The sequence below is a fragment of the Lactiplantibacillus songbeiensis genome, from assembly GCF_005405125.1.
Lineage (GTDB): Bacteria > Bacillota > Bacilli > Lactobacillales > Lactobacillaceae > Lactiplantibacillus > Lactiplantibacillus songbeiensis.
The window spans coordinates 16,870-43,753 of record NZ_BJDL01000032.1; the positions used below are offsets into that span (position 1 = coordinate 16,870).

Here is a 26,884-nt window from a genome sequence, read left to right on the forward strand (position 1 = left end):
TAACTGTCTTCGGATAGTTGTTGTGCTGATTTTTTTCTGAACGGCTTTTATGTTTTGTCCCGGATAAATTTTGGTTAGACGCTTGCAGGGTTGCGGATCTTACCCAGTTCAGCGTCAATCTGAGCCAAGACGGATTCTTGATTTTTAAGATTTTTTTACGTTTGAAAAGGATTGGATGGTAATCATAATGTGACCAATCAATCCTAGTGGTAGATAGCGCTATCATTGAAATAAATTAATTTGTTTTAGGTAGCGTTGCTTAATCGGGATGGTCATTTGAAATAAAGTTGAACTTTGAAATCTGATGAAACTGATAAAAGTTTAATTTCAAATCGCAATAATTGATACTACATAGGCGACAAACGATGATAATGCCAATCTTGAATAAGGTAAAACTATTGGGATTAATTCGAATTTTATAATAGTCATGATGGTGTAAACACCGTTTAATTAATGCTGATAATATTAATTTGAAGACGATTTAATGTTTTATTTTTAGCAAAATTTGTAAGACGTTTTGTCACGCTAACCGACTTAAAATAATGTAACATAATCGATGTGGAAATTTTATACACAAATATATTGAAAGGAGTGATGCGTATGTCGTGTCGGCAATTATGGTACCGGAGTGGTCTAAGTTTAGCGTTGACAATTGGCGTGGTCAGTTACCTGGAACCACAAGCGACTATTTTTGCGATACCCCAATCGCAAGCGAGCGTTAATCAATCGATGTCGTCGATTGGAAGTGTGTTTTCAGATGGAAAATCAGAATTATCGAGTGCATCTAGTCGTCAGGCCACCCAATCCTTATCTGAATCACAGGTGGAGAAGCAACCGGTAGATCAGCGCGATTCGGAATTAAGTCGTCGTGAAAGTACAACGCAGGAAAGCGTTAATAAAGTTCAACAATCAGAAACAGCCATTACGCGGGCGACGGGGATGGTTAACGGCACTGTTAAACTGACATTAGATGCAGACGGAACGTTACATTTAAGCGGTGGTTCGTTCGGCAGCTCGGTTGGAAATAATACAACTGAGGGCTGGATTGCCCAAGCGTTGACGGCTAATGACAAGAGTCCGGCTCAGGTTTTAAAAGTCGTGATTGATGGGCGAATTACGACCAGCAGCATTAATAGTTACGATTATTTGTTTGCAGGGTTAGTTAACTTAACCAATATTGATGGTTTAGCCAATTTAGACCTCTCGAATGTGACTAGCTTAAAGTATCTGTTCAAAGAAGATCAACACTTGCAGCAAGTTGATTTCGGTCAGCAAAATTTTTCAAAAGTTCAGAGTTTTGAAGGCATGTTCTATGACTGCTTGGCGTTGACCAATATTGCTAATATCGGTCAGTGGCAAATGACGAGTGCCACGAATCTCGCTTACATGTTTTACAAAGCAAGTTCATTAACGACACTTGCCATTGATAAATGGAATACAAGTCGCGTGACAAATTTGCAATATACCTTTGGCTACTGCTCGGCATTAACGATGTTGGATGTTGCTGATTGGGACACGCGGAATGTCACGATAATGAGCAAGACTTTTAGGGGATTGACCAATATAAAGTCATTGCCAATCGACAAGTGGCAAACTGGACGTGTCTATGACATGCAACTCATTTTTGCTAATGACACGAGTTTGGAAACCGTAAATGTTGGTAACTGGGATACGAGTCAGGTGGAGTCACTAGATAACGCCTTTGCCAGAATGACGAGTCTAACGACATTGCCAATTGAGAACTGGAACACAAGTAATTTAACGCGTATGCAAGGAACGTTTTCCAATTTAACCAATTTAACAACGCTACCAATTGGTAAGTGGGATGTCAGTCACGTGACTACGTTGGATGCGACCTTCCTAAATTGTGCCAAATTAACGACGTTACCGGTCGCTAATTGGAATACGCAAAGCAATGAAAGACTGGGTTCTACTTTTGCAGGAATGAGTCGTCTAACGACGTTGCCAGTCGATAATTGGAATACGCAGAATGTTCAGGATATGAGTGCGACTTTTTCAGGGGTCAGCAGCCTAACGACGTTGCCAGTCGCGAATTGGAATACGCAGAATGTTAAAAACATGAATGCTACTTTTGCAGAAATGCAGCAGGTTGCGGCGTTACCAATTGATAATTGGCATACGGGAAGAGTCACAACAATGGCGGGGACTTTTCAACATGTCACCAAAGTGGGAAAGCTGCCGATTGATAAGTGGGATACGAGTCAAGTGACTAACATGACGCAACTATTTTTGGGTGACGCTCAGTTAACAAGTTTGCCAATCGCTAATTGGAATACTAGTTCGGCGACTGATTTCTCGCAGATGTTTGCGGCGTGTTCGGGACTACGGACGCTAAATCTTGGTAACTGGAACACGGCTAACGTGACCAATTATGAATCCACATTTGCAAATACTAATCTGGAAAAACTTGATTTGCAGAGTTGGAATACAACTAATGCCCAAAGTTATACCAACGCTTTTAGTGGAAAGCTGCCACCTAAACGACTTTTGTTGGGTAAAAGCTTTAAATTCCATAATAGTACTGACTGGAAATTACCGGACCCTAGTCATGAAGCACCCTACGTCGGCAGATGGCATAGTCTGAATGACAACAAAGTGTATACGTCGACTGATTTGATGACTAAGTACGATGGTACCAATATTGTTGGTGAATTCGAATGGGCGACTGGGCAAACCATTACGGTGAAATACGTGGGCGCCGATGGTAAGTCCTTGGCGCCGGATACTAAGATCTCGGGTATAACCGGTGAAGACTACCATGTTAAGCCAATTGAGATTGAAGGTTATCAGCCTGATCAACCTGATGGGGTTCGGGGGGCCTTTAAAGACAAAGATGAAACCATTACATTAACGTACAGCTCTGGTAATCTCATGTTTGTTTCGGCCCCTAAAACAATCGATTTTGGCAACAATCCAATTACTGGTCAATCAGAAGATTATGGTGCCACGTATGACACCGGATTGGTGATTCAGGATAACCGGTCGCTGGGTTCGACTTGGTCATTAACTGCAACCCTTGCGGCTAACGGCTTTAAGGGAGAAACGTCCGCACGGTCATTAGCAGCGGTGCTTAGTTATAAAGATCAACAGACGGGCAATGAGGTGCCATTGATTCCAGGTGTTTCCAATTTAGTTGTTAATGATCATCACACCGTTTCAAATCAGGGTGTTAACGTACTTGGGTCAACGACGCCGCTTGGTACGTTGTATTTAAAGGTCCCCACTGATCGCGTTTTAACGGATACGTACCAGACGACGGTAACTTGGACGCTCAATCAAGCCGTACCTAATCGGTGATAAACGTTCGGTCAGTAGACTATCAATCAGCTTGGGCAGGTGAGTCAAAATTAGAAATGAGGTTTCGGCAAGATAACAGCGAGACGGAAAAGGGGTGGTGTTGGTGAAGTATTGGCGAGTCATCATAATTGGCATCAGTACGCTACTTTTGTGGGCGTGGGTGTCACCACCAATTGTTAGTATGGCCAGTACGGCCGATAGCCCGGCGACGATTCGGTTTGCTGGGCAATCTGAGTCATCAACTCAAAGTGCTAGCGATGATCAATTACACGTGACTGAAACATCAAAATCCAGTCATTCAGAACCGAAGAATAATCAGTCTAGCCCCCATCAGACGCACGGCTGGTTACCACAAACAAATGAACAGTGGTGGTTGAGTGCCTTCATAGGGGGCATTGGGTTACTGGTGATTTTAATTAGTTGGCAATTAATTACTTACTTAAAAAAGAGGAGTTCATTATTATGAAAAAAACACTATTAGGACTTTTATTTTCAGCAGCATTGATCGCAACATCTGGTTTAGCAGCAAATGCTGCGGATACGCCACAAACGCCGCAAACGCCACAAACGTCACAAGGAACGGTTGGTTTTAAAGGCGGCTCGCTCACCATTGATAATGGGGCTACGGACTTGAAAGGTGCCAGCTTGGATTTTGGGACGAATGATATTAAAGCTGCCGCTGAGGATGATAAATATGAGAATACGAACAAATCGGCTGCGGTCTCCGTAGTGGATTTACGGGGGACAGCCGAGGGTTGGAGTCTACAGGTTAAGCAAAATGAAGCCTTTCAAAATAAAGCTGCTGTGACTAATAAAGTGTTAACCGGGGCAATTCTGACGTTGAATGGGGTCTTAGATGCAAGTGCCTCAACAACTGGTGCGGATGCAACCGTTAATAACGGTGTTTCCTTAGAGGCGCTCAATAGCGATAAAACGCTGATGGCTGCGCCGACGGGAAAGGGTAATGGTAAAAACGTGGCTGACATTAAAGCCTCAACCTTAATGGTACCACGCACAACGGCACGCTCTCAAGGGAGTTACATCACGACTTTAACTTGGAGTCTTAACGCCGCACCGGTAAATGAATAGAAAATACTGCTCTTAAAGGGGAAGGACTAGTTAATGTCACCTTCCAAATCATGATTAGGGGGAAAATGATGTTAATGAAAAGATGGTGGCAGTGGGGAATCGGATTGTTGGTCGGGTTAGCCATGCTTAGTTGGGGACAGTCTGGTTCGGCCAATTCGGTTGGTTTTGAAGTCGCACCGGTGGCGTCAAAGTATCAGGTAGACAAAGCCGTTTCATATTATGATTTGAAATTGAAGCCTGATCAGACGACCACGCTTGCGGTTAGAATCACTAATACGAGCACGCAAGAAGTCACGGTCCATACTGGTGTGGCGACGGCGACCACTAATCCTAATGGCGTCGTTGAATATCAGGCAGCGTCTACGGGTAAGAACATTGATTTACCGGTCAATGTGAGTCAGCTTATTACGACGACGGACGATAAGCTGACTTTGGCTAAAGGAACGAGTAAGCTTGTGACGTTCAAAGTGAAAATGCCGGCTCATAAGTATGACGGGGTCGTGGTCGGTGGGTTGAGTTTCTTAAAAAAGGCAGCGGGACAACAGCGTAAAAGCGCGATGGCAATCAAGAATCAATACGCGTATTCGGTTGCGGTCGTGTTGCATGGTGATCAGCCACTTGCTAAGAATCGGTTGACTTTGGGTAAGATCGATGCGACACAAAATAATGGTTATAACCAAATTAGTCTAGCCTTGCAAAATCGAACGGCGGCTTTTTTAAACCAGGTTAAAACTGATGTCAAGATTTATAGTCGTGGCGGTCATCAGGTACGTTATAAGCAAGTCAACCAACACGGACAGATTGCGCCTAACTCAGTTTATGAGTTACCATTGCGCGTTGGACGGAATGCGCTAAAGCCGGGAGCGTATACGGCTAAGGTGGCTGTAACGTCGAAAAAGCAGCACTGGACGTTTACGAAAGACTTTGAAATAACGAGTGCTCGTGCTAAGCAGCTCAATAAAACGGCGGTAATTGAACACCATGTCAATTGGTGGTTGTGGATCAGTCTAGGGTTGTTGACACTGATTTTATTGTGGGTGGCTTGGTATATTCACCGTAAGCAACAAAAAATCAAACGCTTAGAAGCACAACTTAAGGCTAAGAAATAATGGGCATTTGTGAAGAAAAAATCTAGTTGATTTAAGCACAGCAAAAAAAGATTGCCAAGTCATCTTGATTGGGCAATCTTTTTTTATACGGCAAATTAGTCATTGTCGAATAGCGTGAGGTCGACGAAAAATGGGTACTTCCAAGAAAATGGTGTGCTTGTTAACAATGTTTGACGCTTGGTGCTAGTTGAAATTGCCGCCTGCCGGTTGGTTCCTAAAACGCTGGAACGCCATGGGCCATTTTGAAGCCAAAGGGCGGTCTTCAAAACTGACCTTGGCCTAATCCCGAGCAGCCCACTCGCATTAAGGCCAACGACACGGCTGAGCATTTTAGAAACCAACCTTTCGGCTAAATAGCTGACTAAAATGAACAACCGTAAGTTATCAGATCTGATAACTTAACGTCGGGCGGTCCAGAATTGGCTCAGTGGTGTCGTTTGACTTAGTCGAGTGATTTTCTCAAGTGAGTCAAAGCTCGGCTTATGAGCCCGTTTTGTGGCTCATAAACGTGGCCACCACGTTCCAGCCGATTCTGGACCAACCAGAGTGACAATTTAAACCAACTAGCACCAAGCGTAATGTTTGTTGTTAATGCATCGGCCGTACTTTTTTAGAATCTGTGCGGGGGATTACAGGAGATGCAGGCGTAAAAGCTAGTTAGATTCAAGATAATTTGCAGTGACTTTTTCCGAAGTTACCCTAGAGAACCGGCTAATCTATGCTATAATCAAGCCATTAATTTAGTAATGGTGGCAGACAGACTATGGAAGAGCAACTCAACTACTATCGCTTCTCACGGGAACAGTGGAAGCAGTTTTACCGTAACGGGCATGTGCCGTTGACGGCAGAAAATTTACATGAAATTAAAGCGTTTAATGACCGCATCAGTATCGAAGATGTGCGTGAAATCTATTTACCAGTCGCCCATTTATTGCAGGCGAAGTTCGAACATTACTTGTCCTGGCGCGAGACGGAATCGTCATTTCTACGCCGACAAAATAAACAATCCCCATTTATCATTGGGGTCTCTGGCAGTGTCGCGGTGGGGAAGACGACGACGGCCCGATTGCTGGAATTGTTATTTAAATACTTATATCCGGATCGGCGCACGCAGTTGATTACGACTGATGGCTTCTTATACTCCAATGCCGAATTAAAAAAGATGCAGCTGATGGAACGTAAGGGCTTTCCTGAAAGCTATAACATGCCGCGCTTGATTCAATTCTTAAATGACATCAAAAGTGGTAAGCCACTCGCAAAGTCGCCGGTGTATTCGCACCAGACATACGATATCGTGCCGAATCGCTTTAATGTGATTACTCATCCGGACATTTTAATTGTCGAAGGGATTAACGTCTTACAATTGCCGACGAATCAACATATTTATATCAGTGATTTCACGGACTTTTCCGTGTATGTCGATGCGGACCCAGACTTGATTGAAACTTGGTACTTAGATCGGTTTGAAGCCTTGATGACGACTGCCTTTCAAGATCCGAAGAACTATTTCTACCCATGGGCGATTGGCGACCACGGTGAAGCGATTGAAATGGCGAAACGGGTCTGGGAAGATGTGGATTTGAAAAACTTGAATGATTATATCTTGCCGACCCGGAATCGTGCGGATTTGATTTTGCACAAAGTCGCGCACCATTTAATTGATGCGGTCTACTTCCGCAAGTATTAGGTCGCTAAGAATTTTCTCATAACCATTGACCGAACGTTCAGAAATCAGTATTATAGAGCTATTGAGCAACAAATAATCCAAAGGAGTGAACAACTTGGCAAAAACGGACACCGCGTCATTCGACTCGATTCTCGTGTTGGATTTTGGGAGTCAATATAACCAATTGATTACCCGGCGCATTCGTGATTTCGGTGTTTATTCGGAATTATTACCGAATACGATTACCGCTGAAGAAATCAAAGCCCGCCACCCGAAAGGTATTGTCTTTTCCGGTGGTCCCAATAGTGTTTACGATGATGGCGCCTTTCGGGTTGATCCGGCAATCTTTAAGTTAGGAATTCCAATCTTGGGGATTTGTTACGGGATGCAACTGATGACTTACTCGCTTGACGGTGGGAAAGTCGAATCCGCGGATAACCGCGAATACGGAAAAGCCAACATCCAGGTCACTAGTGACCAAGCGGACTTGTTTAAGGATACGCCTAAGGAACAATCAGTTTGGATGAGTCATGGTGACTTGGTAACGCAAGCACCCGATGGCTTTGAAGTGGTTGCCACAAGTAAGAACTGCCCGATTGCGGCGATTCAAGATGTTGATCGGAAGCTGTATGGGATTCAGTTCCATGCCGAAGTCCGCAACACCGATTATGGTAACGACATCTTGCGGCACTTTGCCTTTGATGTTTGCCAAGCAGAAGCTAACTGGTCAATGGATGATTTCATTGACATGCAGATTGAAAAGATCCGCGCTGAAGTTGGCGACAAAAAAGTCTTACTCGGCCTATCTGGCGGGGTTGACTCAAGCGTGGTCGGCGTCTTATTGCATAAGGCGATTGGCACGCAATTAACCAGTATTTTCGTCGACCATGGTCTGTTACGTAAAGGCGAAGCTGATCAAGTTATGGCGAGCTTGGAAGGTAAATTTGGCTTGAACATCATCAAAGTTGATGTCAAAGAACGCTTCATGAGTAAGCTAGCTGGGGTCAGTGATCCAGAACGGAAACGGAAGATCATTGGTAACGAATTTATCCAAGTCTTCGATGAAGAAGCCACTAAGTTGCACGGTATGGAGTTCCTTGCGCAAGGGACGTTGTATACCGACGTCATCGAAAGTGGGACCTCAACCGCGCAAACCATCAAGTCGCATCATAACGTTGGTGGGTTGCCAGAAGACATGCAATTTAAGCTGATTGAACCTTTACGAACCTTGTTCAAGGATGAAGCCCGTGAATTAGGTGAAAAGCTGGGTATGCCTTCAGCCTTAGTCTGGCGCCAACCATTCCCAGGTCCCGGTCTTGGGATTCGGGTGATTGGTGAAATCACCGAAGATAAATTGGCCATTGTTCGTGATAGTGACTTCATCTTACGGGATGAAATCAAAAAAGCCGGCTTAGACCGCGATATCTGGCAATACTTTACCGTCTTACCAGGTTTCAAGAGTGTCGGTGTCATGGGTGATGGTCGGACTTACGACTACACCGTTGGGATTCGCGCGGTAACTTCAATTGACGGGATGACCGCCGACTTTGCCCGCATTCCTTGGGACGTCTTACAGAAGATTTCGGTGCGGATCGTCAATGAAGTCGATCACGTTAATCGGATCGTGTATGACGTGACGAGTAAGCCACCTTCGACCATTGAGTGGGAATAGGATTTTATTTAAATCAGGTCCCATTCAATCCGTGTCAATCTTACAAACGTATTCTAAAAGGCTGTAAGTTTAACGCTTAAAACGGATAAAAACGATGAATTCATGTGAGAGCATGGTACCGAATCTGGTGCTGTGCTCTTTTTTGAACATCATATTTAAGCTTTGTTGTGTAAGCGACCACTGATTTGGTGGGAATATTTGAAATTAATAACTAATCATTATTGGGGGATTGAAATGAAAAAATATGGGGAATTGACAAATTATATTTCGATCCTTGAAACTGATGATCTGGGGCGTTGGGTGCCGGTTCAAGGCAAAGGTACCATGACAGAGTCGACGCAGTTACCATTTGTGACTTATTCGGAGGCAGTTCATCAATTTATTAAAGATTTTTACCTTTTTGAAGAAGCCAAGGCGTTCTACCTTCATCAATATAATCAGTTACTAGATAGTCAGGGGATTAAGGTGAATTCAGAATTTTTGACCGCCGAGCGGATTGAAACTTTCGACGATGAAACGGTGATGGCTGTAATTATGGGGATTATTCGCAATGATCGTTTTGCGGAAGGCATGTTGCGTCATTTTCTTAAAAATGGTGTGATTGGGTTGTTGTTGAAACGGTTGGCCGCTTTGGATGAAGAATGAGGTGCATTTGTTGGTTGTTATCGCTTAGAAATTGTTTTTATACACCGCTAATCGTCCGAAAAATAAGATGATATTTATATTAATAATAACAAAAAATGATAAAGTAATCCTAACATTCGATATAATGCCTATAAAAACTAATGCCAGTTTTTGGAAATTTTTGGATTGATTTTTTATGTATGATGTTTGCTAATGGGTATACTTGAGAAAGGCATTAGTTAGAATGTTTTTTGGAGGAAATATTGATAATGTGCAAGAAAACTTATTTTCAGTTAAATGAACCAGTCATGGTAGCTACAGTGTTTCAAGAAGATGATAAAGATTTATTTCAAATTGATAAGGGCGCATTGGGAGAAATTATCGAACGACGAAATAAAGCATCATTTTTGCAAGGGTGGGTAAGAATTGCTATTGGTCCAAACGATGAATTTTTTGTAGATCTTAGCAGATTAGAACAAGCTGCGCAGTGGATGACGAAGGAAGACTATCATTTGGCTGTGGCTGCAAAGCAAATCTTTCAAACGACATGGCTGGACGATAAAAATCAACAATTTGAATTGATTAAGTTGTTGGAAGCCCATCAATGGGTATCCCAAGGTAGAAAATTAGCATCAAATCCAGTTTTCTTACCAATTGGCACTATTGGAAAAGTTTATGAACTCTCTTGGGATTTTGAAGGAACGGCTGACAAGCAATATTGGATGATGGGTATTCGGACGACTGACGGTCGACGTTATGATGTGATGTATCCGGATTTACTTGAAGCTTCAAAGCCGTATGTGGATTTATCTGAATGATAATAACATTATTACGCTTAGTGCTAGTTGATTCTGTTTACAGCATCTAATTATGTACTAATAAGCATTGTATTATTCGAGCTTTAAATCTGTTTACCGAGTGTCCATGGTTCTTTTCTGGGTTAAAAAGACAATCTCAACGTGAAAATACATTCGCTATTTGATGTCGATTCTGCTTTAATAGACGGTCATCGGTTCACGTGAGTTGTATATTACGTCGTTTAGGAGTTCAAAGGTTGATGCCAATTTCAGTTAACAGATTTTAACTTTTGACTCAAATATCCGGTATCCGCTAGTATTTGATGACATGGATATTGTCTATCAACGTGGTCGTTACCATGTTTATACCATGAATTGAGGTCTTCGTAATTGTATAATCTACATCTTGATTTGCCACTTCAAAACTTCCTTTGAGCATGTAATGCCACTGCTTTTGGGGTGAATTAGAGTCAATATTTGCGATTGAATGTAATCACTTGGCACAGTGATTACGGATTGGATGACACAAGGGCATCGGAAGACTATCGATAATGGCATATGTAGGCTTGGATACAACTGTTTGAATCAAGTCAAAGTGAATCTACTGAAGAATTTTCAAGGCATCAACAGTAATCCGATTGAATTGAGAGCTTTCCGGCAGACCCTTAAATCCTAAGTTTAGAAAAACCGGTAAAAGTGGCGTTGGTCGGTCATGCTTAACTCTACCTGTCAACAGCGTAATAGCGTCTAGTTTTGAATTCATTCTAAATTGAATTGTTACTGTTACAAAATATTGATACAACGGTGATAACAGATTAATCCATTTAAGCTAGTGGTGTTTGAACTTTAACGACTGATTTGCTTACATTGTAAATATTCTAATCAACTAGTACCAAGTTGTAGTAAATTAGAATTTTATACTATGAATAATAGTTAGCAGGATAGAAGCTTTGTTAAAAAGAATGTCTTGGATCAGGACGCTTCATTCCCCCTCTAAAATCATGATATGGAGAAGTTGTCTCCTTATTTGAGCATAAATAATTCCTGTCAAATAGGCTTTTAATAATGCTATAATGTACCTAATATTTTGAATTTAATATTTAAGATACGCTAACTTTGATACCCTAAGTGTGAGAAACCATTGATGGAGGTTTTTTCATTGGAAAGAGAAAGTAATGAAAGTAGCATGGACATGTTAGATTTTGCATGTAAAATTAGCATGTTGGAGAAAGAGACGCCTAAAGCAGATGAATACGCTGATAAGTGGGGACAGAGAAATAAGTATAAGAGAACATTTTACAGTATGGTGCTTGTTTAAATTAAAAAAGGATACATCAGAACCTGGGTACAGTTCCAATACCTCTGTCCGTACGATGTATGGGCAAATCAAGAATCCAGAAATGTTACTATGGCTTGCCGAAGTTGTTGGTGTTGACGAAGAGTTAATTGATCAAGTAGTAAAGAAAATAAGTAATAATGTTTCACCTACAATGCGGTGTGGTTTACTAAGACAAGAGATTCCATTTGAAGTGATAATAAAAAAATTAAATAAGTAATTGCTTTTGACATTAGCCAGATGGAAATATACCCAACTGAATTGGAGTTAATGTTGTGTACCTCGATAACACTATCGGGTTAGATAGAGCTTTGCCGATTAGTTAATCTATTTGATTTTGAATCTTATCTTTGAGTGATGAAATATTGATTTGATAGTAAATGTTACAATGTTTCCCACCTCAAATATTCCTCATTGACACAATCATCAAAGACGCGTATCTTGATACCCAAGGAATAAAAGTCATTGTGACTTTTATTTTTTAACTAAATAAAAGTAAACATTACTTTTATTATACTTTGGGGGAATTAGATGCAATTATTGAAGGAATACCGGCTGTTAGCCATTATTGGTACGGCCTGGTTGTTTGATGCAATGGATGTCGCAATGTTGTCTTTTATCATGCCGTTGATCAAAACGGAATGGCAACTGGCACCGGCGCAATTGGGGTTAGTTGGGGCCACAACGTCGTTAGGGATGGTCGTGGGGGCGTTGATTTGTGGGGCGTTAGCGGATCGAATTGGTCGAAAACACGTGTTGATTTTGACCTTAGCCATCTTTTCAATTGGCAATCTGTTATTAACGCTGACGCCGAATATTATGGCGTTTATCGCCGTGCGCTTTTTAACGGGGATTGGGCTTGGTGGCGAATTACCGGTCGCGGCGACGTTAGTGGCGGATAGTTATCAAGGCACACAACGCTCGAAGATGTTAGTGCTAGCGGATAGCTTTTGGGCGATTGGCTGGATTGTGGCCTCCTTATTAGCCTTTTGGGTGATGCCACTGATTGGTTGGCGGCTAACGGTATTAATTACCGCCTGCACGATTTTATACACGCTATTATTACGGCGGCACTTACCAGAAACACCGATCGAACCACAAACGCGGCCATCGTATAAAGTTTTATGGCGGACACCAGTTTTTCGTCGGAAGACGCTATTATTGGGGTTACTCTGGTTCATCGTCATGTTGACGTATTACGGGATGTTCCTATGGCTACCGAGTATCTTGGTCATGCGGGGCTTTTCGATTGTTCACAGCTTTAGCTATACGTTATTGATGAGCTTGGCACAGTTACCAGGTTATTACTTAGCCGCCTTCTTAATGGGGAAAATCAGTCGGAAGTCTGTTTTGACGATTTATTTAAGTGGCACGATTGTGAGTGCGTTAGCTTTTAGCTTGGCCGGGAGTAATTTTTCAGTCTTGCTGAGTGGGGCGTGGTTATCCTTCTTTGACCTTGGTGCCTGGGGAACTTTAATTGCGTTAACGCCTAGTCAATTTCCGCAAGCCATCCGGGGAACCGGGATGGGTGCTGCCCAGTCGATTGGCCGCATTGGCGCGATGATTGGGCCATACGTAGTTGGCTTGCTCTTACAAATTAAGATGCCATTGCCTGGCATTTTCGGCATCTTCGTCGTCTTACTATTATTGGGGATTGCCATCTTAACTTGGGGCGTTCACGATGTCGATGCACAGCAGAAAGAGGGCGTCACTAGTGATCTTAAGTCCTAGGCAGCTTCAACCAGCCATCGCTAGCTTCTTAGCTGAAGACCTTGGCCGCGGTGATATCAGTACACTAACGTTACCGAATCAGTTGGCAACGGGCGAAATCATTGCGAAACAAGCGGGTATCCTGGCGGGACAAGTGATTCCGTCAGTCGTGGCGCAAATATTAAGTGAACATGGTCACTATGAAGCAGTCCTCGCTGATGGCACCTGGGTAACACCGGGGATGGTAGTCGGTCGCATGACTGCCCCCATCGTAGAACTGTTAGCCGGTGAACGGGTGATGCTTAATCTGATGCAACGGATGAGTGGCATTGCCACGGCCACCGATGCGGCTATTAAGGAATTAGCTGACCCAAAGATTGCCATTTTAGATACCCGGAAAACATTACCCGGGTTACGGCAATTTGATAAAGCCGCGGTGGTGATTGGTGGCGGTCAAAATCATCGTTTCGGTCTCGACGATGCCGTGATGATTAAAGATAATCATTGGGCGTTGATCGATGATTTACCGACCACGGTCCAAGCATTGCGACGACAGATTGGGCCAACGAAGATTATTGAAGTCGAAGTTGAAACGCGTACTCAATTACAAGCGGCAGTTGCGAGTCAGGTGGAGATGATTATGATTGACAATCAGTCACCAGCAACGGTTAAAGCGTGGCGGCAATTGATCCCCGCGCTGATTAAGGTGGAAGTTTCAGGCGGCATTACGCCAACCACTTTGGTACAGTATGCGGGGACTGGTGTTGATTATATTTCGTTAGGGTATCTAACGCATAGTGTCACAGCGTTGGATTTATCTCTGGAGATTGGAACTGACAAGTAAGCCATATTAGTAGCAATAGAATAAAAATTAGCCCATTACCTTAGACCCGTTTAAAACGGTCAGGTAATGGGCTAATTTTTTTGGTTGAAACTACTTTTCGTCTAAATCTAATAAGTTATCTTTAGGATCATGGTGCAAGATAGTGGCACTGCCTAAGTCACGGAGTTCTCGCCACCAGCTTTCTTGTTGTGGTGAGAATGACAATTCGTTGATGTTACGAATATAATTGACGGCACTAGCAGCGTGTGCGGCCAGGTCGTTAACGTCAGTACCAGCTTCGAGTCGTTGATACGCTTTTAGCAACGGTTTTTGTAACCGTATATCGTCAGTTGAGTTGTACAGTTGCTTGATCAAGGTCTTTACTTGGGTGTTGCGGGTGTTCGTTTCAGTCATATTAAATGCCCCCTTTAATAATGATGGCCGAGCTGCGTGATCACAACCAGCTTGACCAATGACCGTAATTTCAGTGTAGCACTAGTCAGAATAGCTATCAAAGTGAACGGAGAATTACGGTTGTTGATAGAGGGCGGCTGCACGCTTGAGTAGACTGGCACGCCAGTTAAACACGGTGCGGCGACTGACGCCGTGGGTATGCATAATGTCCGCCACCGATTGTTCTTCTAAAAAGAATTCGGTCAGATAGATCCGTTCACCCGGTTTACATTGATCCAGCAAGGCGGTTAATAAGTCGGTCAGTAACCATTCGCGCTCCTTAACGGCCATTGGTATGACACTCATGTCAGCCGCGGCATCTAATGGGACTTGATGCTGGGCTCTCAGTGTCTGTTTCCTTAAATAATCAACCGTACGCCATTTAATGCGGCGAAAAGCGAACTTTCGGAAATCGTCGAGGTTATCCGGCAAGTCCGGTTCAAAGTTCTGGTAGGCCGATAGCCAAGTTAAGTGGGCCGTGGTGACGCAATCTTCAAAGTGAGGATGACCACGGGTGACATTGGCGGTTTTTAAAGCACCGTATAGGAGCCGTTGGTGTTCTGGCTGGGCTAAGAGGTCAAAAGCTGCTTGGTTCTCAAATCGATCAGTTCGCATGAAGTTAGTCCTTTATCGGTTAGTTTTACCTTGGCCAAGGTTAGGTTCAGTATAAGTGGTGGGGGCGTTAATGATGATTGGTAAAAAGACACTTATTGTGTAAAAAACGAACTAAATCTACACGTATTGTGTAATTGTTATGAATCCAGAACTTTAGAGTTGCTATTCAGTAGCGATTAAGGCAGTCTATAAAATAAACATACGTTCTAACGTCGATCAGTCCGTCAGTACTGGCTTAATTGCCATCATCAAAGGGAGTTTCAAGCATGGAGATAAAGTATCGCCATCGCGTTCATCGCGATAAACAGTATTGGCCAGGTGCCATTGACTGTTATGATCTGACGGATTTAGAAGGGTTATTGGTTCGGGGGGAACGAATCGATGGCGTGCAAGTGGACTATTTAAAGACATTCTTCGTACTTGACACACGGCATCTAGTTGGCGCCACGAATGCGATTATCTTGGATAGTGAACGTGGTATCGTTAGTACAAAGCAGACGGTGGCCCAATTAATGCGCACAGTACGGCAGAGTTTACGGGTTGGTGCCCAACAACGGTTGCGTGATTTAGCTACGATTGAAGCGTTATCCAGGCACAAGTTACCAATCATTTGTCGTGATATGCAGTTTTTACCGGTCACATTTCGTAATTTACCGGGGCATCATTGGTTTGGTGGTCATCAGTTTCTGCATGCAGACGCTGAGGGGACTGGGACAGTGGTTCAGTTGTGGAATGGGGTTCGGTTAGAGGTGCCAATTACCAAGCGGGCTTTTATGAAGCAAGTTGAGCGAGTTCAACTATTACAACTGTTGCTGGCGGAAGATGACGTCTACTATGAGCGGTATTCATATGGTGGCCAAGTTGGCGGCAAGCGATTGGCTGATGAATTGGAATATGCTGGGTATCGAAATTTTAGTCAGCGCTTGAATCAGGAGCAGTATGGTTTACCTGTGGATGATGCTGATTTGGAAAGTTGGCTGCTGGGATATTTTGGTGGGCGGTATCGTAGTGACTCAAGATTGAGTGGATAAGGATGAATCTATAACAGCATTTAGTTTCAACAGGTATCTTTCTGCTGAAACTAAATGCTGTTTTTTAATACGTTATAATTGTCAATATTATAGCCTAATAAATACAGATGCATTTTATAAATGAGTAAGTTACAATTTAAAATGAAGTTACTTTGATGAAGTATGGTTAAGTTGAGGTATACGAAAAGGATGGGCTAAATGAAGGCAGATAATATAAAATTATTCGATTTCTTATCACAAGATAGAGTTATTTTTGATATTCCAGTTTTTCAACGTAACTATGAATGGCATGAACAACAGTGTCAGCAATTGTTTGATGATTTACGACAGCTAGTTGACCATGGTGGCGAACATTTTTTAGGAACATTTGTATATGTGCGTGAATCCGCAGATGGTTTAGGCGCTCTGGAAAGGATTATTGATGGTCAGCAGCGTTTGACTTCATGTATGCTGTTGTTGAAAGCCATGGTTGATGCTGATGCGATTCAAAGTAAAGAAATTATGTCCCGTTATTTAACAAATGAGTTTTGGGATAAAAATCAAAATATAAAACTTAAGCCAGTTGAACGAGATCGGCCAGCGTTTCGAGCAGTGATGAATGGTACAATCGCTGAATATAATGGTGCTTCGAAAGTTATCGAGAATTACGAGTTCTTTAAAAGGTGTATTTTAAAGAGTCAGTGCTCAGTAACGGAATTGTTCACGGCGATGCGCAAGATGAACATCGTTTATATTGAACTCGATGATAGTATTAAGGGAGAAAATCCACAAGTGATTTTCGAAAGCTTGAATTCAACCGGAGTTTCTTTATCACCAACAGATTTAGTGCGGAATTTTTTATTAATGCGGTTAGATGAAAAATCTCAGGAAACTTTGTACCGCGAATATTGGTTAAAAATAGAAGGCTTATTTAGTAATAACATTTTTACAGAGTTTTTACGGCATTATTTAATCTGCAAAATGCATACATTAGTTAACCAGAATGCGGTCTATGATACATACAAACACTATTATGCCGATAATGAATTTACAACTAAGGATGCTTTAAAAGAATTATATCAATATGCGAGTTATTACCACGTCCTGTTGACGGAGACTGCAACATCATCACAATTTAATCATATATTAGCTCATATAAATATTATGGATAAAAAGGTAATTTACCCATACTTGATGAAACTGTTAAACATGCAAAGCAATGACATGTTAACTTGGAATGAAGTTATCGAAATCATGAAGGTTTGGGAGAGTTATCTGTTTAGGAGAATTGTTTGCGGCGTAGCTTCCAATGGACTTAATCGAGTTGTTATTTCGTTGTTAAAACATAAATCAACAGAGTCAGAAATTGACTTTGTGGTGGATCGCCTATTGACTACGAATTTTCCAACGGACGCACAGGTGCGAGAAGATTTATTGACGTTAGATATTTATGGCAAACGCCGAGATATTTCAAAGTTGGCACTGGAGTTATTGGAAGAACATCATAGTAAGGAAACGGTTAGTTTTGATGATGCACAAGTGGAACATATAATGCCGCAAAGTTTAACTAATGATTGGAAGATTGAAGTAAATAATGCCGAAGCAGTTAATCAACAATATGGTGGAACTTTAGGCAATTTGACGTTAACTAAATATAATCAAGAAATGAGTAATAAACTGTTTAAGCAAAAGGTTACATACTATTCGAAATCAAATATTAGCTTGACTAGAGATATTGCTGAAAGCTTTGATCAGTGGGGGCAAGCTGACATTATTGCTCGTACAAAAACGCTGGGTAATGAATTAATTGGTATTCTTGCAAGACCACAAAATGTAGTTACCAAGGCAACATTTAAAGGTGAACATCCAATTGATGAGAATGTTGATGTTACTGGGACTAAACCGACTCGTTTAACAATTGATTCAAAGGATTATTCAGTTGAGTCATGGCGTGAATTGTTATGGATGTTTTTGGACTATGCTTGGAGTTATGATAGTGCTTCATTCTTGAAACTAAATCAAGTACAGTCACTAGGTCGGCTTTTTGATAATAAGACTAGAGAATTACGGTCACCTGTGCTACTACAAAATGGTGTCAAGGTGGAAAGTAATTTTAGCGCCAATTCGATCCTAGCAATTGTGGCCAAGATTTCAGAACTTTATGGTATTACAGAATTTGTTTCGTATACAATCAGATAACAGTGTCATGGTAATGACAAAAATCTATTAGTGGTGATCAGGTGTTAGCCTATTTGCTATTAATAGATTTTTATTTTGATTAAAAGCAATCAGCTTAAAGTAAGACTGGCTATAAATTTAACGTGCGCGGCATCGGTAAATAGGATAATCTAGAGTAGTACATAGAATGGGGTTATGTTAATCAAGCAATAAAAGGAGATCTGAGTTGTATGTATCATAAGAAGGGCGAGCTACATTTTGAAAACGAGTTTGTTGAAACACTAACGAAGAATGGATGGACTCATAATAAAGTTTTGGATAATGCAACGCCAATACAGTTACAAAATCATTTTCGAGATATCCTTAATCTGAATAATCGTGATGTCTTGGATGGTGTTTTAATTACAGATACTGAAATGGCGGAGATTATGCGTAAGATTGGTGGTAAAACACCAACAGAAGCTAATGAGTTTTTAACGGGGGGCTATGAATCAACAATTACATTGACTCGAGAAAATCCGGAATTAGGAACGGCTGATTTAAAGGTATTCTGGCGTGATGCTATTGCTGGCGGTCTGATGCACTATGAAGTTATTCGTCAGGCCATTCGACCGGGTAATGAGAATGATGTTAGCAGTCCCAATCGACGGTTTGATGTGACGCTATTATTTAATGGATTACCTCTGATACAAGTTGAGGAAAAGCGGGTAGATGTTAACATTAAAGAGGCTGCCAACCAGGTGGTGAAGTATAAGGCTGAACACAAGTATGATGGGCTATATGCCATGGTACAGATTTTTGTCACCCTTAAAGAGGATGCTGTTCGGTACTTTGCTAATGAGAAAAGTGCTGAGTTGTTCAATAATAAATTCTTTTTTGAGTGGTTGGATAAAAGTAATAAGCCGGTTCGTAATTGGAAGCAGTTTACCGAAGATTTTTTAAAAATTCCAATGGCACATAACTTAATCAGCAATTATACTGTGGCAGATGGACAGGTCTTAAAGGTACTAAGACCTTATCAGATTCATGCTGTTAATGCTGTACGTCATGCTTTTGCCAAACACCAAGATGGTTATGTATGGCATGCGACTGGCTCAGGAAAGACATTGACTGCGTACAAAATTGCAACATTGTTACAACGTGATCCTCATAATCAAGTGATCTTTTTATCTGATCGTAAAGAACTCGATAATCAATCAGGAAAAAATTTTGTGAAATTCTCATCGAATAGTGATGATACGATTTTTGAAACCAATAATACTGAACAACTGATTCGGCAATTACGTGGGTCAAAGACTGGTGTTATTACGACAACTATCAATAAGATGAAGATTGCGATTGAGCGTAATAAGGATAAAATTGATGCTGGTAAGCGTGAGCCGTTAGCTAACCTGATGAAAAAGCGTGTTGTGTTTGTGGTTGACGAAGCTCACAGATCGCAATTCGGCGAGATGCAACGGATTATTCGGCAGGCAATTCCAAAGCAAAATTGGTACGGCTTTACGGGAACGCCGATTTTTGAATTTAATAAAACACCCCAAGATCAAACTACGGAAAGTCAGTTTGGTCCTGAGTTACATCGGTATAATATTGGAAATGCCTTAAACGATGCGGCCATCTTACCTTTTAACTCGGAATATGTCAGTCTGATACAAGCAACTGATGAAAAGTCTGATACAGCCATTGAAGAAGATAAAATTCCTGATGAGGCTTATGTTGGTGAGACGCCAACTGCAGTTAATTATCGCTTAAAAGTCGCAGAATGGATTATCAAGAAGTGGCAGCGTAAGTCGGAAAAGAATCGGTTTAATGCGTTATTAGCTGTTAACGATATTCCCCAGGCTTTAGCTTATTACCACCTGTTTAAGAAACTAAAGGTAGAAGGAAAGCATCAGCTCAAAATTGCAATGACTTATTCACTGAATGAGAACGGTGATGCCAATCAATTACAGCGAGATGGTTTAGCTGAAGCGATGCAAGATTACTCACTGCAATATGCAGATAGTAAAACAGCTTTCTCATTAGATAATAGTCAAGTCTATATTGATGATGTTGCTAAGCGAACTGCTCGAACAGAAGCTGCTTATAAGAATCTGCCACCGGAAGCATGTATTGATTTAACAATTGTTGTTGCCCGGCTGTTGACTGGATTTGATGCACCAAGGTTGAATACACTTTATCTAGACAAGTTACTTCAATATCAAGGATTAATTCAAGCCTTTGCACGAACTAACCGAGTTTATGATAAATATAAAACGCAGGGTAATATCGTCATGTTTCGACGGCCAAAGTTGATGCGGGAGCGGACTCAAGATGCTTTTGAAAAGTATGCTGGGGAAGGCTCATTTAAGAAAGTCTTCAGACCAGAGTTCAAGCAGATGCAAGCTGAATTTACAGATGTCGTTAAAAATCTACGCCATTATGTGCCAACTGCTGAGGCTGCTAATGGGGTACAAGATGCAGATCAGAGTGATAAGATAGAATTCTTAACTCGTTTTAGGGATCTAGCAAAAAAATTACAATATATTGAGTCATATGCAGATTTTGATTGGGATACACAAGCTGATCAGTATGGGATTACGCATGAGGAATATGATTATTATCAAGGCGCATTTCAAAATGTGAAAAATAGTGTTATTAATGATGTACCAAATGATGGCGAAGATGATGATTCGGCTTTGAAATTTGATTTTGACGATGTGGTAACTTCTGAATTGATGATTGATCGTGAATATGTATTAGGCTTAGCGACAAAATTTTTATTGAATACAGACAATCTGTTTGCTGAACAAGAATTTAATGCAGCGGCCGATAAGTTAGCGAAGTCCGGTGATAGTCGTGAAGTGGAGAATATTCGACAATTTGTGTCCGAAGAACGAAAAAATGGTGATGTTCCAGCCGATTATGATGCATCGGCTAGATATGCATTACGGCAAAGACGCAGGAAGCAACATGCCATGTTAAACTTTGTAGATGAATATGGACTTGATCCAAACCTATTTGAACGGTTGGTGACGTCTTATGAAGCTACCGGTGAATTTAGTCATGAACAAGATTTAAAAAAGACGGCTGATATTGAGGTTGCGGCAGAAAATGGGCATAAATATCGTAATATGTTAGATTTTAAAGGGTCGATTCAACGTCATTGGCGGAAATTCATTGCAGAGGACTTGGCACAATATAATATTGGGAGAAATTAAATGAGTAAAGAAATATCAAAAAATTTAGAGACGGCTTTATGGAGTTCCGCAAATGTTTTACGTGGGATGATGGATGCCAGTGAATATAAGAACTATTTATTAGGTTTGATTTTTTATCGTTTCTTGAGTGATACAACTTTAAAAACAGTTATGAGTGCTACCGGTGAAGATGGAGATCCGATTACTGTTTATGAGAAGTATTGGGAAAACCAACAAGATGATATTAAAGCGGAGTTGTATGAAGCTAACGGCTATATTATTGAACCGAATGATTTGTTTGATTCAATGGTTAAACGAATTCAGAATCATCAATTTCAAGTTTCGGATCTAAAGCAGGCTTTGTTTAATGTGGAACAGTCTGTTAAAGGCCAACGCTCAGAAGATGATTTTGAAGGCTTATTTTCTGATATTGATTTGGATTCTAATCGGCTGGGTAAAAATCCTAGTCAAGTTATGAATGATGTCATTACAGCTTTAAAGGATATTGACTTTGATGAAGGACGAGATGTTCTGGGTGATGCTTACGAATACTTAATTAGTGAATTTGCCATGAGTGCTGGGAAAAAGGCAGGCGAATTTTATACTCCTAGAACAGTTAGTGAAATTATCGCCAAAATTGTCACATTAGATCATAAAAATGGTGATAATCAGATTCGTAGTGTCTATGATGCTGCAATGGGGTCAGGTTCACTCCTATTAACAATTGCTGGTGAAGTTGATGGTGATTATCCGATTAGTTACCATGGTCAAGAACTTAATACGACGACGTTTAACTTAGCACGAATGAATTTGATGTTACACGGCGTGAGTTATGAAGATATTTATGCGCGAAATGGGGATACTTTGGACGCTGATTGGCCAACAGATGAACCCTATCAATTTGATGCAGTGGCGATGAATCCGCCATATTCTGCTCATTGGGATAATAATGATAGTCGCTTAAGTGATCCTCGTTTTCGGGACTATGGAAAGTTGGCGCCAAAGACTAAAGCAGATTATGCGTTCTTGTTGCACGGTCTATATCATTTAAAGCCAACCGGGACGATGGGCATTGTTTTACCACATGGGGTTTTATTCCGAGGAGCTGCTGAAGGCAAGATTCGCGAAGAGTTGATTAATAAGAATCAAATTGATGCGATTATTGGATTACCAGCCAATATTTTCTATTCAACATCGATTCCAACTTTGATCATGATCTTGAAGAAAAATAAAACTACTGATGATATTATGTTTATCGATGCTAGCAATGAGTTCACCAAAGAAAAAAATCAAAATGTCTTAACTGAAGCTAATATTAATAAGATTGTTGAAACGTATGTTAAACGTGAAAATGTAGATAAGTACGCTCATGTAGCTAGTTTAAAGGAAATTAAAGAAAACGAGTATAATTTAAACATTCCACGTTATGTTGATACTTTCGAAGAAGAACCGCCTGTTGATGTTGATAAATTAGTTGCTGATATGACAGCTACAGATGATAAAATCATTAAATTACAAACCGAGTTATCTGGGATGATGGACGATTTAGTGGCTAATGACCCTGTCGCTCAACAGCAGCTTACGGCAATTAAGAGGATTCTGAAATGAAAAAGGATAATTTAGTGCCTAAAATTCGGTTTAAGGGCTTTTCGGACCCTTGGGAGCAGCGTAAGCTTGGTGATATTACTGAACGTATTACTAGGAAAAACACGAAGTTACAATCGACTCTTCCTTTAACAATTTCTGCACAATATGGATTAGTAGACCAAAAAACTTTTTTTGATAAACAAATTGCTAGCAGAGATGTAAGTGGGTACTACCTAATTAGGTTTGGTGAGTTTGCGTACAATAAAAGCTATTCAAACGGCTATCCTGTAGGAACAATTAAACGATTAGATAAATATACTAAAGGTGTGTTATCAACACTTTATATTTTATTTAAACCTATTCATGTCGATTCCCAATTTTTAGTTTCTTATTTTGAAGGAACTAAATGGTATCCGGAGGTCATGAAGCAAGCTACTGAAGGTGCCCGTAATCATGGATTATTAAATATATCGACAAAAGATTTTTTTAATATGAAATTATTCGTTCCAAATAGTAATGAACAGCTTAAAATCGGATTGTTTCTTCAAAACTTAAACAACCTTATCGCTGCCAATGAGGATAAGTTGAAACAACTTAAAGAGCTTAAGAAATTAATGATGCAAAAGATTTTTTCTCAAGAATGGAGATTTGAGGGATTTACTGACCCTTGGGAGCAGCGTAAGTTGGAAAGTCTGGCAGAAATAGTAAGAGGATCATCTCCGAGACCTATAAAGTCAAGTCGTTGGTTTCAACAAGACTCCCAGGTAGGATGGCTACGTATTGCGGATGTAACTGAGCAGCATGGTCGGATTCATAAATTAAATCAGCATTTATCAGAAGATGGACAAAAGAAGACAAGAGTATTAAATTCAAAACATCTATTGCTTAGTATAGCAGCAACAGTTGGTAGTCCAGTAATTAATTATGTATCCACTGGTGTTCACGATGGATTTTTAATTTTTTTAACGCCTAAATTTGAATTGGAATTTATGTTCCAATGGTTAACTGAAATGAAAAACAGTTGGAAAAAATACGGCCAGCCAGGAAGCCAAGTAAATTTAAATTCAGAAATCGTTAGGAATAAGTTAATTTTAATTCCTAATAACAAGGAACAAAAAGAAATTGGATACATGTTGCTAAAGACTGATCAGCTTATCGCTGCCAATGAAGAAAAGCTAACACAATTGAAAACAATGAAAAAATTTTTGATGCAAAATATGTTTGCTTAGATGGTCCATTTTTAATTGGAATTTATTTGCCAAACGCTGTCGATAAGCGATAGTATTGAAATATTTATAAGTGTTAATTGTCGCTAATTGAATAATTATTCATGTATAAATGAGTTAACAGCCGAAACTAGTTGTTAACTCATTTTTGGGAGGATGATTATGGTTCAGAATATTAAATTTCATCAATATTTTTTTCAATGGATGCAATTATATAAGATGGATGCGGTGAGACCGGTGACTTATCGTAAATACGAAATGTCTCATCGTCAGTTAGTTATGTTAGCGCCTAGTTTGATGATGGAGGACTTATCAAGATTGTCGTATCAACAGCTATTAAATGACTATGCAAGTACACATGAACGACAAACCACAATGGACTTTCATCGTCATTTAAAAGGTTCATTGATTGATGCTTTAGAAGAAGGGTTTATTGATCGTGATCCGACTCGAAAAGCGATTATCAAGGGGATTAAGCATCGTCAGCATAAGACTAAGTATTTACATCAATATGAGTTACAAGGCCTGTTAAATGAGCTTGATTTAAATGATGAGGTTAGTTGGGATTACTTTATTTTGTTAATAGCCAAGACTGGAATACGGTTTGCAGAAGCATTGGGGGTAACACCAGAAGACTTTGATTTTGCACATCAAACATTAACGATTAGTAAAACTTGGGATTATAAATCATCCAAGAGTGGTTTTGCTCCAACTAAAAATCGCTCTTCGGTTAGGAAGGTTCCCCTAGATTGGCAAACAGTTATACAGTTTTCTCAATTGGCAAAGAAGTTACCGGATGATCAGCCGATTTTTGTTCATTCAAAAGTATACAATGATACCGTTAATCATTATTTAGAGCGGTTGTGTAAGCGAGCCTCAATTCCAGTCATTTCTATTCATGGACTACGGCATACGCATGCTTCACTATTATTATATGCTGGAGTGAGTATTGCATCTGTAGCCAGAAGATTAGGACATTCTAATATGACGACTACACAGCAGACTTATTTGCACATTATTCAAGAATTAGAAAATCAGGATAATGATAAAGTGATGAAGCATCTAGCGAGTCTAATATGAATAATTAGTTTTAAGCGAATAGAGGTAGGATAAATCGTTCTTGAATTTTAAGGACGATTTTTTGCTTACACTCATTGGCAGCGATAAGGTTGGAAATCAAGCTATTTGTATTACCGATTAATTTCTGTTCTTCTTCGATTAATGGCACAACAAAGTTAGTATTTGAAACTATATTCCAATCAGAACGCGGCATCTTAGTTCCTGAAGTTAAATTTGCAACAGACCGGTACTGAGATGTCTGAATTAACGTATAGATAAAGTTTGGATTAATTTGTTGTCGAGCTTTTAACACCCAGAAGTCACCAATAGCAATACCTGTAAAATTGGGAAATAACCAGTTATTTAGATATGGTCGCAATTTACCATATAAAATGTCAGCAGGATAAAAACAGATCCCTTTTCTCGAATCATATTTCAGCGGTATATCAGTATTTAATTTTCCCTTACCAGAAACTATATCTTCATATTCAATTCTCGGAAGATTTGAAGATGAATTAGCTTCATTTCTACGAACAACCAGCTCAGAAAACTTACGCTGCTCCCAAGTTTTCTTGTAAAATATGACCTGTTATCAAGTATCCTTAAGTATAAAATTAGGATTTACTTGGGAGCAGCGTAAGTTGGAAAAGTTATTTACAGAGCGCAAAGAACGTTCTGCAAACGGTGAGTTACTTTCAGTTACAATCAGTTCTGGAATTGTTAGGTTTGATTCTCTCGAAAGAAAAAATAATTCTAGTGTAAATAAAAGTAACTATAAAATTGTTAGAAAAAATGATATAGCCTACAATTCGATGAGAATGTGGCAAGGTGCTAGTGGAGTTTCGGATTATGATGGTATCGTCAGTCCAGCTTATACTGTTATAGTACCGAACAAAAATATAATTTCCCACTTTTTCGGTTATCAATTCAAGCAAAAAAAGATGTTACAAGTGTTTCAGAAAAACTCACAAGGACTAACTTCTGATACTTGGAATTTAAAGTTTTCCGCACTTAAAAATATAAGAGTTAAGATTCCAGAGAAAAGTGAACAAACTAGTATTGCGGATCACTTAAAATTGTTAGACAACCTTATCGCTGCCAATGAGTGTGCCCGTCCGCCACCTGATTGTATTTTGATCTTAATGTAATAGGCTATTTTGATAAAAATGTGATTGCCTTAATTACTTATTACGAATGATCACATGCGTAAATAACGCTTAATTTTAATCGATTTAGGAGGAAAGTATTCCGTGTTAGATCGCTTTTATTCAAAAGTTTAGTCAATTGAATGTTTTAATCAAATTTAGAATGAGAACTAGCATATTTATGTATCTCAATTATAAAGAGAATTTATTTCCTCAATTGTCAAATCAAGTGCAACACTAAGAATCTATTCTTAGAAGTGGTCTAGTTGCTAAGCTAGTTCAGGCATT

The 26,884-nt window shown here is 40.2% G+C and carries 20 protein-coding genes and 1 pseudogene; 18 read left to right on the top strand and 3 right to left on the bottom strand.

All coding sequences use genetic code 11. The annotated features are described in order from the left end of the window. Positions 1–600: 600 nt before the first annotated feature. From FFM77_RS12275 to FFM77_RS12310, 8 genes are all read left to right on the top strand, one after another. The gene (locus FFM77_RS12275; protein WP_137636057.1) at positions 601–3,318 is read left to right on the top strand and encodes a BspA family leucine-rich repeat surface protein; all 2,718 of its coding nucleotides are present in this window, start codon (positions 601–603) and stop codon (positions 3,316–3,318) included. A gap of 103 nt (positions 3,319–3,421) precedes the next feature. After that, the gene (locus FFM77_RS12280) at positions 3,422–3,784 is read left to right on the top strand and encodes an EF2685/EF0750 family sortase-dependent surface protein (protein ID WP_223876839.1); all 363 of its coding nucleotides are present in this window, start codon (positions 3,422–3,424) and stop codon (positions 3,782–3,784) included. Further along, complete coding sequence (locus FFM77_RS12285) at positions 3,781–4,407, top strand: WxL domain-containing protein (RefSeq protein WP_137636059.1); 627 nt, start codon at positions 3,781–3,783, stop codon at positions 4,405–4,407. The genes FFM77_RS12280 and FFM77_RS12285 overlap by 4 nt, the downstream gene beginning before the upstream one ends. Positions 4,408–4,472: 65 nt before the next feature. Continuing rightward, the gene (locus tag FFM77_RS12290) at positions 4,473–5,516 is read left to right on the top strand and encodes a WxLIP family cell surface protein (protein WP_137636060.1); all 1,044 of its coding nucleotides are present in this window, start codon (positions 4,473–4,475) and stop codon (positions 5,514–5,516) included. 763 nt (positions 5,517–6,279) lie between these two features. Next, complete coding sequence (gene coaA, locus FFM77_RS12295; RefSeq protein ID WP_137636061.1) at positions 6,280–7,203, top strand: type I pantothenate kinase; 924 nt, start codon at positions 6,280–6,282, stop codon at positions 7,201–7,203. A gap of 94 nt (positions 7,204–7,297) precedes the next feature. Beyond that, positions 7,298–8,854, top strand: coding sequence for a glutamine-hydrolyzing GMP synthase (guaA, locus tag FFM77_RS12300; RefSeq protein WP_137636062.1), 1,557 nt, complete (start codon positions 7,298–7,300; stop codon positions 8,852–8,854). A 234-nt stretch (positions 8,855–9,088) separates the two neighbouring features. Next, positions 9,089–9,499 (top strand): DUF6508 domain-containing protein, encoded by a 411-nt coding sequence (locus tag FFM77_RS12305; protein ID WP_137636063.1) that lies wholly within the window; start codon positions 9,089–9,091, stop codon positions 9,497–9,499. 248 nt (positions 9,500–9,747) lie between these two features. Further along, on the top strand, positions 9,748–10,296 hold the full coding sequence (locus tag FFM77_RS12310) for a hypothetical protein (protein WP_137636064.1): 549 nt from the start codon (positions 9,748–9,750) through the stop codon (positions 10,294–10,296). 46 nt (positions 10,297–10,342) lie between these two features. Here the strand turns inward: FFM77_RS12310 and FFM77_RS14330 are convergent. Continuing rightward, positions 10,343–11,150, bottom strand: a pseudogene (locus FFM77_RS14330) (IS982 family transposase). Between the two features lie 327 nt (positions 11,151–11,477). Here FFM77_RS14330 and FFM77_RS12315 point away from each other — a divergent pair. The 3 genes from FFM77_RS12315 to nadC all read left to right on the top strand — a co-directional run bounded on the left by FFM77_RS12315 (position 11,478) and on the right by nadC (position 14,165). Further along, complete coding sequence (locus tag FFM77_RS12315) at positions 11,478–11,831, top strand: hypothetical protein (RefSeq protein WP_137636065.1); 354 nt, start codon at positions 11,478–11,480, stop codon at positions 11,829–11,831. A gap of 311 nt (positions 11,832–12,142) precedes the next feature. Beyond that, the gene (locus FFM77_RS12320; protein WP_137636066.1) at positions 12,143–13,342 is read left to right on the top strand and encodes an MFS transporter; all 1,200 of its coding nucleotides are present in this window, start codon (positions 12,143–12,145) and stop codon (positions 13,340–13,342) included. Then, positions 13,326–14,165, top strand: coding sequence for a carboxylating nicotinate-nucleotide diphosphorylase (gene nadC / locus FFM77_RS12325; RefSeq protein WP_223876840.1), 840 nt, complete (start codon positions 13,326–13,328; stop codon positions 14,163–14,165). The genes FFM77_RS12320 and nadC overlap by 17 nt, the downstream gene beginning before the upstream one ends. A gap of 90 nt (positions 14,166–14,255) precedes the next feature. On the opposite strand, the gene FFM77_RS12330 is transcribed toward nadC, so the two are convergent. Together FFM77_RS12330 and FFM77_RS12335 are read right to left on the bottom strand one after the other, a co-directional pair. Next, entirely contained in the window at positions 14,256–14,558 is a 303-nt protein-coding gene (locus FFM77_RS12330; RefSeq protein ID WP_137636068.1) for a hypothetical protein, read from the bottom strand. A gap of 114 nt (positions 14,559–14,672) precedes the next feature. Beyond that, positions 14,673–15,212, bottom strand: a complete 540-nt coding sequence (locus tag FFM77_RS12335; protein WP_137636069.1) for a sigma-70 RNA polymerase sigma factor region 4 domain-containing protein — start codon at positions 15,210–15,212, stop codon at positions 14,673–14,675. 266 nt (positions 15,213–15,478) lie between these two features. On the opposite strand from FFM77_RS12335, the gene FFM77_RS12340 reads away from it, so the two are divergent. The 7 genes from FFM77_RS12340 (at position 15,479) to FFM77_RS12375 (ending at position 26,599) form a co-directional block, all read left to right on the top strand. Beyond that, entirely contained in the window at positions 15,479–16,243 is a 765-nt protein-coding gene (locus FFM77_RS12340) for a competence protein ComK (protein ID WP_137636070.1), read from the top strand. Between the two features lie 198 nt (positions 16,244–16,441). Next, a complete protein-coding gene (locus FFM77_RS12345; protein WP_137636071.1) occupies positions 16,442–18,421 on the top strand; it encodes a DUF262 domain-containing protein in 1,980 nt (659 codons plus the stop codon). A 209-nt stretch (positions 18,422–18,630) separates the two neighbouring features. Continuing rightward, on the top strand, positions 18,631–21,600 hold the full coding sequence (locus FFM77_RS12350; protein WP_137636072.1) for a type I restriction endonuclease subunit R: 2,970 nt from the start codon (positions 18,631–18,633) through the stop codon (positions 21,598–21,600). Further along, positions 21,601–23,187 carry a type I restriction-modification system subunit M gene (locus tag FFM77_RS12355; RefSeq protein WP_137636073.1) on the top strand — a complete coding sequence of 529 codons (1,587 nt, stop codon included), beginning with the start codon at positions 21,601–21,603 and terminating at the stop codon, positions 23,185–23,187. Beyond that, positions 23,184–24,395 carry a restriction endonuclease subunit S gene (locus FFM77_RS12360; protein ID WP_137636074.1) on the top strand — a complete coding sequence of 404 codons (1,212 nt, stop codon included), beginning with the start codon at positions 23,184–23,186 and terminating at the stop codon, positions 24,393–24,395. The genes FFM77_RS12355 and FFM77_RS12360 overlap by 4 nt, the downstream gene beginning before the upstream one ends. A gap of 159 nt (positions 24,396–24,554) precedes the next feature. Continuing rightward, the gene (locus FFM77_RS12365; protein ID WP_137636075.1) at positions 24,555–25,472 is read left to right on the top strand and encodes a site-specific integrase; all 918 of its coding nucleotides are present in this window, start codon (positions 24,555–24,557) and stop codon (positions 25,470–25,472) included. A gap of 560 nt (positions 25,473–26,032) precedes the next feature. After that, positions 26,033–26,599 (top strand): restriction endonuclease subunit S, encoded by a 567-nt coding sequence (locus FFM77_RS12375; RefSeq protein ID WP_137636076.1) that lies wholly within the window; start codon positions 26,033–26,035, stop codon positions 26,597–26,599. Positions 26,600–26,884 lie beyond the last annotated feature (285 nt).